The organism is Sulfurifustis variabilis (genome assembly GCF_002355415.1).
Taxonomy (GTDB): Bacteria; Pseudomonadota; Gammaproteobacteria; order Acidiferrobacterales; family Sulfurifustaceae; genus Sulfurifustis; species Sulfurifustis variabilis.
The window spans coordinates 3,170,080-3,181,614 of record NZ_AP014936.1 but is presented as its reverse complement, the minus strand read 5'-3'; the positions used below and the strand labels follow the sequence as shown (position 1 = coordinate 3,181,614).

Annotated in this window: 12 protein-coding genes; 11 read left to right on the top strand and 1 reads right to left on the bottom strand. The window is 67.4% G+C overall.

Annotated features, from left to right (window positions below):
- Nucleotides 1-15 precede the first annotated feature (15 nt).
- The 11 genes from SVA_RS20500 to bfr (SVA_RS15300) all read left to right on the top strand — a co-directional run bounded on the left by SVA_RS20500 (nucleotide 16) and on the right by bfr (SVA_RS15300) (nucleotide 11,147).
- Nucleotides 16-213 (top strand): (2Fe-2S)-binding protein, encoded by a 198-nt coding sequence (locus SVA_RS20500; protein WP_096462057.1) that lies wholly within the window; start codon nucleotides 16-18, stop codon nucleotides 211-213.
- Nucleotides 214-250: 37 nt separating this feature from the next.
- Nucleotides 251-463 carry a hemin uptake protein HemP gene (hemP, locus tag SVA_RS20495; RefSeq protein WP_096462056.1) on the top strand — a complete coding sequence of 71 codons (213 nt, stop codon included), beginning with the start codon at nucleotides 251-253 and terminating at the stop codon, nucleotides 461-463.
- Between the two features lie 79 nt (nucleotides 464-542).
- Nucleotides 543-1,238, top strand: a complete 696-nt coding sequence (locus SVA_RS15340; RefSeq protein ID WP_197703244.1) for an energy transducer TonB — start codon at nucleotides 543-545, stop codon at nucleotides 1,236-1,238.
- A gap of 5 nt (nucleotides 1,239-1,243) precedes the next feature.
- Complete coding sequence (locus tag SVA_RS20360; RefSeq protein ID WP_096462055.1) at nucleotides 1,244-1,993, top strand: MotA/TolQ/ExbB proton channel family protein; 750 nt, start codon at nucleotides 1,244-1,246, stop codon at nucleotides 1,991-1,993.
- Complete coding sequence (locus SVA_RS15330) at nucleotides 1,990-2,409, top strand: ExbD/TolR family protein (RefSeq protein ID WP_096462054.1); 420 nt, start codon at nucleotides 1,990-1,992, stop codon at nucleotides 2,407-2,409. Before SVA_RS20360 ends, SVA_RS15330 begins: the two co-directional genes overlap by 4 nt.
- Nucleotides 2,410-2,412: 3 nt before the next feature.
- Nucleotides 2,413-4,341: a cytochrome c/FTR1 family iron permease gene (locus SVA_RS15325; RefSeq protein WP_096462053.1), complete on the top strand. Its 1,929-nt coding sequence runs from the start codon at nucleotides 2,413-2,415 to the stop codon at nucleotides 4,339-4,341.
- A gap of 91 nt (nucleotides 4,342-4,432) precedes the next feature.
- A complete protein-coding gene (locus tag SVA_RS15320) occupies nucleotides 4,433-6,679 on the top strand; it encodes a TonB-dependent hemoglobin/transferrin/lactoferrin family receptor (RefSeq protein ID WP_096462052.1) in 2,247 nt (748 codons plus the stop codon).
- A 37-nt stretch (nucleotides 6,680-6,716) separates the two neighbouring features.
- Nucleotides 6,717-8,528, top strand: coding sequence for a sirohydrochlorin chelatase (locus SVA_RS15315; RefSeq protein ID WP_096462051.1), 1,812 nt, complete (start codon nucleotides 6,717-6,719; stop codon nucleotides 8,526-8,528).
- Nucleotides 8,525-9,823, top strand: coding sequence for a DUF2325 domain-containing protein (locus tag SVA_RS15310; protein WP_096462050.1), 1,299 nt, complete (start codon nucleotides 8,525-8,527; stop codon nucleotides 9,821-9,823). The genes SVA_RS15315 and SVA_RS15310 overlap by 4 nt, the downstream gene beginning before the upstream one ends.
- A 371-nt stretch (nucleotides 9,824-10,194) precedes the next feature.
- Nucleotides 10,195-10,662: a bacterioferritin gene (gene bfr / locus SVA_RS15305; RefSeq protein WP_096462049.1), complete on the top strand. Its 468-nt coding sequence runs from the start codon at nucleotides 10,195-10,197 to the stop codon at nucleotides 10,660-10,662.
- A gap of 20 nt (nucleotides 10,663-10,682) precedes the next feature.
- Nucleotides 10,683-11,147, top strand: coding sequence for a bacterioferritin (gene bfr, locus SVA_RS15300; protein WP_096462982.1), 465 nt, complete (start codon nucleotides 10,683-10,685; stop codon nucleotides 11,145-11,147).
- Between the two features lie 93 nt (nucleotides 11,148-11,240).
- On the opposite strand, the gene SVA_RS15295 is transcribed toward bfr (SVA_RS15300), so the two are convergent.
- The gene (locus tag SVA_RS15295) at nucleotides 11,241-11,477 is read right to left on the bottom strand and encodes an SHOCT domain-containing protein (RefSeq protein ID WP_096462048.1); all 237 of its coding nucleotides are present in this window, start codon (nucleotides 11,475-11,477) and stop codon (nucleotides 11,241-11,243) included.
- Nucleotides 11,478-11,535 lie beyond the last annotated feature (58 nt).

Genomic DNA, 11,535 nt, shown 5'->3' with positions numbered 1-11,535 from the left:
CGAGGAGCAAGAACGATGTACGTCTGCGTTTGTAACGCCGTCACCGATGGCCAGATTCGGGAGGCGGTGTGCAAGGGGGCTTGCACCCTGAAGCAGCTTTGCGCGTCTTTGGGCGTCGCTTCTCGTTGCGGCCGGTGCGCGTCGCATGTACGGGAGGTGCTTCACGAGGCGTTGAAGGTGGAGGCAGACGGCGTCGAGGAGCGGGCCGCGTGACCCGCAGGGCCCGGAGCCCGAGCTGTCGCTAAACGAGATGGCCAAGAAAGAACCGAGGCGGCATTCCGTGATAAAGACCAGCCAAGTGAACCCTTCCCCGGCCGGCGAGGCTGGCTCGAGAGCGCGCGCTCCTCAAAAGATCTCGAGCCGAGCGCTGCTAGCCGAAGCCGACGAGCTCGTCATCGAGCACAACGGCCGGGAGTACCACTTGCGTGTGACGAGCAACGGAAAACTGATCTTGACCGCGTAGAAGGCCGTTTCACGTCCCATCGCCAGCCAGCCCCACCGGGGCAGCCAGCCAGGGAATCCGTTTAGTTCGGACAATCAGTATGCTGGAGGTTCGGCTTGTGGCGTTCCTGAAATCTCGAATCTTCTCGCCCGCCATGGCGGCCACCCTCGCCATGCACGCGGCGTTCAGTGCTGCGCTGCTGGAGCTCGACGTCGCTCCAAGCTCCGTCGCGTCGGTCCCGGTGATGGTGAGCCTCATCGATTCAGCGGGAGAGGAGCCCTCGGTCGCTCCGCCGAAACCCACGAAGGCCACGGTCAGGGCGCGTCCCGTTCGGAAATCGCCATCGCCAGCCTCAACCCTCAAGGCCTCGGAGCGGGCGCCGACGGATGTCCCGCCTGATGCCGACGCTTCGGCACCCGAAGCTCCGATCACCACCGACGTGGCAACTGCCTCGGAACCCGCACCGACCGAGACCGTAGCCGCAGACGATGCGCCGGCACCGGCATCGTCGGTCACCTTGCCGCGCTTCAATGCCGATTACCTGAACAACCCGCCGCCCGTTTACCCCTCGCTCGCGCGCCGCCTGGGCGAGGAGGGTCGGGTCCTGCTGCGCGTGCGCGTGCGCCCGGACGGCACTTCGGCCGATATCGCGATCAGCCGCTCGAGCGGCTTCGCCCGCCTGGATCGGGCCGCGCTCGAGGCGGTGCGCAAATGGCGCTTCGTTCCCGCACGTCAGGGCGATGTGCCGGTGACGGCCTCGGTCTTGGTTCCGATTTCGTTCACTTTGGAAAGTTAGCGTCGATGCCTGCGGTCACCTCATCGGGTTTGCAGAGTTTTCTGAGCCAGCTCGACGCCGTCGGCCTCGGTGCGGCGTTGGTGTTGCTAGCGATGTCGCTCAGCAGCTGGTACCTGATCTTTGCCAAGGCGTGGCACACGTGGCAGGTTCGCCGCCGCCACCAAGCTGTCGTTGCCCGTTTCTGGGACGCGCAGAATTTGACCGAAGCTATGGATCTGCTACGCAATCAGCACGCGGTTGACCCGGCGGCGCGGCTCGCGCTCGGCGCAATCGTCGCCGTACGGCACCATCAGCAGCATCGCATGCGGGCCGAGCGTCTGGGCGATCAGTCGAGTGTGTCCGATCTCGTGGTTCGTACGCTGCGTCAGGTGCTGACGCGCGAGAACGGGCGGCTCGAAGCAGGGCTCAGCCTGCTCGCCTCGATCGGCGCCGTAGCACCGTTCGTGGGCCTGTTCGGGACCGTCTGGGGGATCTACCACGCGCTGCTCGGCGTCGGTGCCGGTGGCCTCAACACGCTCGATCAGGTTGCCGGCCCAGTGGGCGAGGCGCTCGTCATGACCGCCGCCGGTCTCGCCGTCGCCATTCCGGCCGTGCTCGCCTACAACGCCTTTGTCCGCGCCAATCGGGTCACTGTCGCCGAGCTCGACGGGTTCGCGCACGACCTCCATACCTATCTGATCACCGGCGCCAAGCTCGACATGGAGCCGGCACCCGCCTTACCGCAGCGGCCCGCGCTGAAAGAGGCTCAAGCATGATCGGCGCGTTCGACGAAAGCACCGGCTCGCGGCCGATGAGCGAGATCAACGTCACGCCGCTCGTCGACGTGATGCTCGTCCTGCTGGTGGTATTCATCATCACTGCGCCCCTGTTCACGCATTCGATCAAGGTCAACCTGCCGCGGGCTGCGGGACAGCCGGGGGCCGAGCAGCCCGAGAGGATCACGCTCGCGATCGACGACCACGGCAACTTCTTCTGGAACAACCGGCCTCTCGACCGGGCGGCATTGGTGCAGCAGCTCGAGCAGGCCGGCGGGCGCCGGCCGCAGCCGGTGCTGCAGGTCCGGGCCGACCGCGACACGCGCTACCAGCTTATCGCCGAGGTCATGGCCCAGGCCAGGCGCGCGCAACTCGAGCGCGTCGGCCTGATCACCGATCCGGGCAGGAGCAGATAAACCGTGCGTCTGCGATTGCTTCTGTCGGTGATCCTCTTGCTGGCGCTTATCCCTGCGGCCCGCGCCCGGGATGCGGCGCAGACGGCGCTGCACCTGCTCGACTACATCGCCGTGGATTACGCCGAGGCCGTTGAGAACGGCACGGTGAAGAACGCGGACGAATACCAGGAGATGCGCGAGTTCACGGGGCAGGTGCAGGGCCTGATCCAAGGTCTGCCGGAGAACGAGGCCCGCAGCCGGCTTCTCTCCGATGCCTCGGCGCTCGCGGCGCGCATCGGCGCGAAAGCCGAGGTCCGCGAGGTCGCGGCCAAAGCGACGGCGTTGCGTTGGGCGGTGATTCGCGCCTACGACCTCCAGATTGCTCCGAAGACCGCCCCGGACCTGAAACGCGGTGCGACGCTGTACGCGGAACACTGCGCCGCCTGCCACGGCGCCGAGGGGCGCGGCGACGGCGCCGCCGGGAAAGGGCTCGATCCCGCTCCGTCCGATTTTCACGACGCCGGCCGCATGGCGAGCCGCAGCGTCTATGGACTTTACAACACCATCACGCTCGGCGTGGACGGCACGGGTATGGCCTCGTACAGGCGCCTGAGCGAGGAGGACCGCTGGGCGCTGGCGTTTTACGTCGCCAATTTCGGGGCCACCGACGAAACCCGCGCCGAGGGCAGGGCGCTGTGGGCGGGGGGCAAAGGCCGCGACAGCTTCCCCGATCTCGCCAATGTGGCCACGCTCTCGGCCAACGAGATCAAGGAACGCTTCGGCGAAGACGGCGTAGCGCTACAGGCGTATTTACGCGCCAACCCAGCGGCCGTCGTTGCGACGAAACCGTCTCCCCTCGAATTCGCCATCGCCACCCTCGCGCGCAGCCTCGACGCGTATCGCGTGGGTGCGCGGGCCGAGGCCGCGCGGCTTGCGATCCAGGCCTACCTCGAAGGCTTCGAGTTGATCGAGTCGGGCCTGCAAAACGTGGATCCGGGGCTGATGGCGCGCACCGAGCGCGAGATGATGGCCTATCGCGGCCTGCTGCAATCGGGCGCGCCGCTCGAGCAGGTCGAGAAGCAGGCCGCCGCGGTGCAGGCCCTGCTCGCCGACGTGCGCGAGGTGCTCGGCGGCGCTCAACTTTCGTGGGCGACGACTTTCGGCGCCGCGCTCGTGATCCTGCTGCGCGAGGGCACGGAGGCGATCCTGGTCGTGGCCGCGATCCTGGCGTTCCTGACGCGCGCGGGCCGCACCGAGGCGCGGCGCTGGGTGCACGCGGGCTGGATCGCGGCGCTGGCGCTCGGGCTGTTGACCTGGGCGGTGTCGAACTATGTCGTGGAGATTTCCGGCGCCGGGCGCGAGGTCACCGAAGGCGTGACCGCGCTCATCGCGGCCGCGATGCTGCTCTACGTCGGTTACTGGCTGCACAGCAAGTCGCACAGCGCCGCGTGGCAGAGGTTCATCCGCGACAAGGTGAGCGGCGCGCTCTCCACCGGAACCGTGTGGACGCTCGCCGTGGTGTCGTTCCTCGCGGTCTACCGCGAGGCGTTCGAGACCGTCCTGTTCTACCAGGCGCTTTCCGCGCAGGCGGGGCCCGAGGGCTACGGAGCGCTCCTCGCCGGGCTCGGCCTCGCCGCGGTGCTGCTGGTCGCGGTTGCCTGGGCGATCCTGCGCGCGAGCGTCAAGCTACCAATCGGGCTTTTCTTTTCCGCCTCCGGCATCGTGCTCCTGATTCTCGCCGTGATCTTTACGGGCCAGGGCATCGCCGCCTTGCAGGAGGCGGGCAAGATCGGGGCCGATGCGGTGCGGTTCATCACCGTCCCGATGCTCGGCGTCTACCCGACCCTGCAGACGCTGAGCGCACAAGCGCTAGCGATAATTTTGAGCGCGTTCGGCCTGTGGTGGGCCACGCGCAAGGGAAGGCCCGTCTCGGACGACACCCGGGAGAAATGAAACTCAGGACATAAACAGCCTAAAGCAAGCCAGCCAACGAGCTCCTGCTTGAGTAGCCAGCCTCGCTTTTATTCGCACAAGAAGAGGATCTATGCAACTCAAGCGCAAGCCGCTCGTGGCGGCGACCCTGATGGTTATGGTATTGCCGGCGGCGCAGGCCGCTGAACCGGTTTCAGGCGTGACCGTGCTCGAGGAGGTCGCGGTCACCGCGACGCGCACCGAACGGCGCGAGGCCGAGACGCCGGCGACCATCACGAGCATTTCGCGCGAGGACATGGACCGGCGCCTGCCCGCGGACGAAGCCGATCTGTTCGACGAGGAGCCCGGCGTGGCGCTGCCGCGCGACCAGCGCCGCCACGGCGCGACGCGCGTCAACATCCGCGGCATCGAGGACAACCGCGTGCAGCAGCTGGTCGACGGCGTGCGGCTGCCGGACTACCGCAACGGCGGCGGCCCGACCAACATCACGGTGAACACGCCGCTGCCGCCCGACACCGAGTTCCTGAAGCGCGTGGAGATCCTGCGCGGACCCGCGTCCTCCCTTTACGGCTCGGATGCCCTCGGTGGGGTAGTCGGTTTTCTCACGCTCGATCCCTCCGACGTACTCGCCGACGACGAGCGCTTCGGCGCCCGCTACAAGGGAAGCGCATTCGGCGCCAACGAGTCGTACGCGAACGCCGTCATCGCCGCGGGCCGCGGCGCACGGCTGGAAGGCCTGATCGGCTTCGTGCGCCGCGACGGCCGCGAGCTCGACAACCAGGGCGACCGGGACGTGACCGCCGTCGACCGCACCGCGCCCAATCCCCAGGACTTCCGTAGCGACAGTCTGCTCGCCAAGTTTGGCATCAGGCCCGCGGCCGGCCACGGACTCACCTTGACGCTCGAAGGCGCGGATCAGGACACGTTCACAGAGGTCAAGCGCCTGTCCGCTTCCCTGCCGAAGATCACTGCCATGGAGGGCGACGATTCGGGCGAGCGGAGGCGGGCGACGCTCGCCTGGGAGCACAAGCCGGCGGGCGCCTGGTACGACCGGCTCACCGCGCGCCTGTATCGGCAGGAGTCCGAGACGCGCACGCGCACCCGCCAGCAGCGTACAAACACCAGCGCGAGCTGCTCGGCGGCCTTCGGCAGCGGCAATAGCTGCTACGTCGAGCTCGACTACGACTTTACCCAAGACCTCACGGGGACGGGGGTGCAGGCGGAAACCGGCTTCACGTCCCTGGGCGCGGAGCACCTCCTCACCTTCGGCGTGGATCTCGCGCGCACCGAGACGGAGGAGAAGCGCGACGGGCGCGTGTGGAACCTGACCACCGGCACGTTTACGAAGAGCCTTGCCGGCGAGACCTTCCCGCTGCGCGATTTCGCGCCGGGCCACACCGATACGGTTGGCCTGTTCGTACAGGACGAGATCGCCCTCGGACGCCTCACCCTCGTGCCCGGACTGCGCTACGACGCCATCCGCCTGGACGCCGAGCCGGACGCGCTCACGTTCCAGCACGCCGGCCGCCCGGCCGTGGACAAGCGCGAGTCGGCGCTGAGCCCGAAGCTCGCGGCGCGCTGGCAGTTCACGCCGGCCACCTCGCTATGGGCGCAGGTCGCCCGGGGATTTCGCGCGCCCATCTACGAAGAGGTCAACGGTTCGTTCCGCAACACGATCCAGTCCTACGGCGTCGTCCCCAATCCCGATCTCGATCCCGAGACCAGCACGGGTGTGGAGCTCGGCCTGAAGCACGACCGCGGCCGCGTTCAGTCCCAGATCGCGGTGTTCGATAACCGCTACAAGGACTTCATCGAAACCCAGCGGCTCGCCTGCCCGGGCGACCCGAGCTGCATCGCCGGCCTCGCCGCCACCTTCCAGTCCGTTAACGTCGACAAGGTGCGCATCTACGGCGCGGAGGCGCGCGCCGCCTGGCGCTTCGCGCCGGCGTGGCGGGCGAGCGGGGCGATCGCGTATGCACGCGGCCACAACGAGACCGACGACCAGCCGCTGAACAGCATCGAGCCGGCGCGCGCCACCCTCGCCATCGCGTACGACGTCGGCCGCTGGGGCTTGGAAGGGCGGGTCAACGCCGCCGCCAAGGTGCGCCGGGTGGACGACACCGAACTCTCCTCGGGCGAGTGGTTCAAGCCGGACGCCTGGCAGACGCTCGACATTGCGGCGTGGTGGAAGCCCGTGAAACGCGCGCAGCTCAACCTCGCCGTGAACAACGTCTTCGACGAAACGTACTGGCTGTGGGGCGATGTCCGGCTGGCCGGGCTGCGCGCCACCGATCCCGGCCCCGAGTTCTACACCCAGCCCGGGCGCAACGTGAGCGCCAGCTTCAAGTATCAGTTCTGAACCGAAGGAGGGAGATACCGTGGATCCGCGTGCGAGAATGAGGCGTTTTCAGTTTCGGTTCCGCGTCTTCGACCCGGCCCTGGCCGCTGCCACGGTTGCGCTCGGCGTGCTGTTGTATGCGGTGGTGTGGGGCTCGGCCTTCGCCGCGACGGCGGCCGATCGCGAAGGTGGGGAGCCGGCGACGCGCGATGCCGGCGTCGGCTTTCTTGTCGCCGCGCCGGATCGGGGTTTTTGGGGCAACGAGGAGATCCGCGACGCGTTCGAGGCGTTTGCCCGGCGGCACAACGCCGCACTCACCGTGGTGACGGACGAGCGCACGCGCGCGACGTTCGCCCGCGCGCTCAAGGAGCTCGAGCGCCGCGGCGCGCGCCGCATCGTCGTGTTGCCGCTGTTCTTGTCGCCGAACGATCCGCGCCTGGATCGCGTGCGCGCCCTGGTGGCGGAGCGTCGCAAATCCAACATCACTCTTGCACGCAGTTTCGGCGAGAGCTACCTCGCGGTCGAGGCGCTGGCCGATCGGCTGCGCGCGCTGCCGAACCCGGAAGGCCGGCGCGTAATCGTCGCCGGTTACGGCGCCGATTCCCCCGAGACGCGCACGCGCCTGGAAGCCGACTGGCAGCGGCTGGCGCAGTACGCCGCCGCGGGGCTACCGTTTGAGTCGGTGGGCGCGCTCGTGTGGTACGACGTCCCGTCCGCGCAGCGCGAAGAGCGCGGCCGGGAGATGCGCGAAGGACTGGCACAGGCCGCGGTTGGTGGCGAGCGAGTGGTGCTCGTGCCGTTTCACCTCGGCAAGAAGCTCGACAGCATGATGGCATTCACCAACGAGCTGAAACGCATCGCGCCGGCGAAGGTCGAGGTCCTCGCCGAGGAGCCGTTGCCGGCCCTGGTCGGCACCTGGATGGAGCGCGAGGCCAACCGCGCCCTTTCGATGGCGACGAAGGACATCGGCGTCGTGGTCCTGGCGCACGGTTCCGATTACCACTGGAACGAGACCATGCGTCAGGCGGTGAAGCCTTTGGAGGCGCGCTATCCGGTCGAGTACTGCTTCTCCATGGCCGACCCATTGCTGATCGAGCGCGCGGTCCGGAAACTCGAGGCCCGCGGCATCCGCGCGATCGTCATCGTGCGTGTCTTTGGGCTCAAGGACAGCTTCGAGGGCGATATCGAACGCCTGTTCGGCCTCGATATCGAGGCAGCCCGGGCCGCTCCAAGGCACGCAATGCACGGGCAGGACGAACATGACCAGGGTCACGACCACGACCCTGCGCACGGCGCGGCAGCGCCCATGCGCATCCACACGGCGGCGCTGGTGAGCAGCGCCGGAGGCATCGAGGATCATTCCTTGTTCGCGCAGGCGCTGCTCGACCGCGCCCGTTCTCTATCCAAGGATCCAGCCCGCGAGACCGTGATACTCACGGCGCACGGCGCCAAGGACGACACGCGCAACGCGCGCTGGCTCGAGGTCCTGGAGTCGCTCGCGCGCCAGATGGGCGCGCGGGGCGGACGAGAGTTCCGCGCCATCCGGGTCGCCACCTGGCGCGAGGACTGGCCCGGCAAGCGCGAGCCGTGGATCGCCAAGGTGCGCGCGATGGTGGACGAGGCCACGCGCGACGGCGGGCGCGCGCTCGTCATTCCCGCGCGCACCAACGCGCAGGGCCTGGAGCACAGGTTTCTCGAGGGCTTGAACTATGAGCTCGGCAGCGGTTTTGCCCCGCATCCGCTGTTTACCCGCTGGGTCGAGGAGCAGATCATCAAGGGTCAGCAGGCGCTCGCGACCATGCCGGAGACGAGGGCGGTCCACGCCGCAGCGCACGACGTCGCGCACAGGGCGCCGGAGGCGCACCCATGAATGCGCCGGACCGAATCCCGGGGCACTTCGCGACGGAGCTGCCGAGTTCGGACAGCGTGCCCTCTTTGCTGCCGATCTCCGAGTCACACCGCCACGCTGACGCGCAGCAGCAGCAACCTCGGCGACGCCTGAAGCTGTGGGAGCTCGATCACCGGTTCCATTGCCTGGTGATCGGCACCTGCCTGACCATCGACGAGCTGCGGAGGCTCGCGCGCAAGGCGGGTATTAGTGTAGGCGCAGCGATGAGCCACTATGAGCTGCATCATAGCTTCGTGCAGCTCGCAGGCAATCCGGTTTTCGCCGCGCGCGCTATACACAAATGGCTCGACCGCAAGTTCGCCGCCGCGGTCAAGCGCTCGAGTGCGTGCCGCAATGTCGGCGAGCTCGGCGCGCTCTGGGACGTGGCAAGCGCGGCGGGGGACATCGCCGGCGCCTTCTGGGCGCTGGTCACGCACGCGTTGGCGGAGGGGGCGTTGCTGGAACGAATATACGGCGAGGTGCACATGCTTTCGCACCTCGCCGGGCATTCGAACCACTCGGCGCGTCACGAGCTGGCCATGCTCAAGCGCCGCGTGGCCGAGCTCGAGGACGTACAGGCGCGGAGCGCCGAGGCGGCGCGCCTGCGCATCAAGGATCTCGAGCGTCGAGCCGAGGTGCTCAGCGAGCGCGCACAGCGCTTGGACGTGCTGAAGCGCGAATTGGCGGCAGCGCAGGCGGAGCTCGAGATGCTTCAAAACGGCGAGGCGCTCGCGCGGCTGCGCGCGGAAAAAGAGGCGCTTGCGACGCAGCTCGAGCAGGCGCTCGCGCGCGTACAGGCCGCGGAGCGGGAGGCGCGCGGATGGGCGAAGCTCGCAAGCTCGACCGCGACGATGCATCCGTCGCCGGGCAGACCTACGCTTGTTGAAGCCCCTGCGGCAGCGGAAGCCCCTGAGCCTATGACTTGTCTGCGGCAGTGCGGTGCGAGCGGGGCCGACGATTGTCCTCGGCCGGACCTGTGCGGCCGGCGCGTGTTGTACGTCGGCGGGCGCAACCGCCAGGTTGCGCACTTTCGCGCGTTGGCGGCGCGACACAACGGCGAGTTGCTCCACCACGACGGCGGCTTGAGCGAGAGCACGACTCGCCTCGCGGCGATGATCCAAAGCGTGGATGCGGTCGTGTGCCCCATAGACTGCGTAAGCCACGAGGCCTGCCTGCACATCAAGCACGCATGCAAGCGCATGGCCAAGCCGTTCTTTACGCTGAGAAGCGCGAGCCTTGCTTCCTTTCTCGAGGCTTTGAACGCGGTTGCAGCGTGATCGCCCTGTAAAACCCGGCGATATTGCGACCGCCGCGACCTGGACCGCCTTCGGGTACTTGATATCAGGATCTGGGGGCGTTGACTGTGCGTGCGATGCGGGGGGATTACGCCTCTGCGCCTTCCGGAAGCTGGCTGCGGCAAGCGGTTCCTGTACCATGAATGGGGCTCAAATAAAGCCCGGGGGACAATTCCCGGGTCGCGACGAGGGCGAGGACGTGGCAAGACCGGGCGGCGTCCGGATTATCGGGCCGACGGGCGGTGACGACGCCTGCGAGCAATCGTTGAAGGGACCGAAATGAATCTGCGGACCAAAGGGACGCGACTTCATCGTCTCCGAGGAACCGCCATCGCACATCGAGGGCACCAACCATGAAGGGCGACGCGAAGGTCATCGAGTACCTGAACAAGCTCCTCGCCGGGGAGCTCACAGCGGTCGATCAGTACTTCACCCACTCGCGCATGTACGAGAACTGGGGGCTCAACAAGCTCTACGAGCGCATCGAGCACGAGCGGAGCGAGGAGGTCGGTCATGCCGCGATGCTGATCAAGCGCATGCTGTTCCTCGAGGGCACGCCGAACCTCTCCGTGCGCGAGCCGCTCAAGATCGGCAAGGACGTGCCGGAGATGCTTCGAAACGACCTCGCGCTCGAGCTCTCGGTCGTGGCCGCGCTCAAGGAGGCGATCGCCTATTGCGAGACGGCGCGCGACTATGAAACGCGCGAGATCCTGCGGAAGATGCTAGAGGACACCGAGTACGACCATACGTATTGGCTGGAGCGGCAGCTCGGGCTCATCGAGAAGGTCGGCCTGCAGAACTACCTGCAGTCGCAGACGTAGACGCGCCAAGGAGGGTGAACGTGAAGGGCGATGCAAAGGTCATCGAACACTTGAACAAAGTGCTGACCCAGGCGCTCACGGCCATCAACCAGTATTTCCTGCACGCGCGCATGTACAAGAACTGGGGCCTGGGCAAGCTCAACGAGCGCGTCTACAAGGCATCCATCGACGAGATGAAGCGCGCGGACAAGCTCATCGAGCGTATTCTATTTCTTGAAGGGTTGCCCAACCTCCAGGACCTTGGCAAGCTCCTGATCGGCGAGCGGCCGGGCGAGATGTTGAAACTCGACCTGAAACTCGAGACCGATATCCGCGCACGGCTGCAGGACGGGGTTGCCCTCTGCGAGAGCCGGGGCGACTACGTCTCTCGTGACTTGCTGGAGGACATTCTCGAGCAAACGGAAGAGCACATCGACTGGCTGGAGACGCAGTTGGGCCTGATCGATCGGCTCGGCCTGCAGAGCTACCTCCAGTCTCAGATGTAGTGCGAGCGGGGCGACGGCGCCTGCCGGTCGAGCCACGCTCGCCTTCGGTAGGGCGGCAATGTGGCTGTCCAGTGACGCGGCGCCGGCGACAGATCAACCCGTCAAGTCGCGCCGCTTGCGCTCGAACTCCTGGCGCTCGACCTCGCCGCGCGCGTAGCGCTCCTCCAGGATGCGCAGCGCCGATCGCCCTTCCCGGATCGTGCCCCCACGGCCCGTTCCGCCGCCGAGCCGCCTGACGAGCAGTACGACCGCCAGGACGATCAGGCCGAGGAACAAGAGCAGCAGCGCCAGTCCGCCGTCCCAACCGCCCATGGGACCCGGCATCATCATCACCCACCTCCGTGTTCCACGCGTTCCATCCGTTGATCCTTGTTCCGAGGGCGCTCGG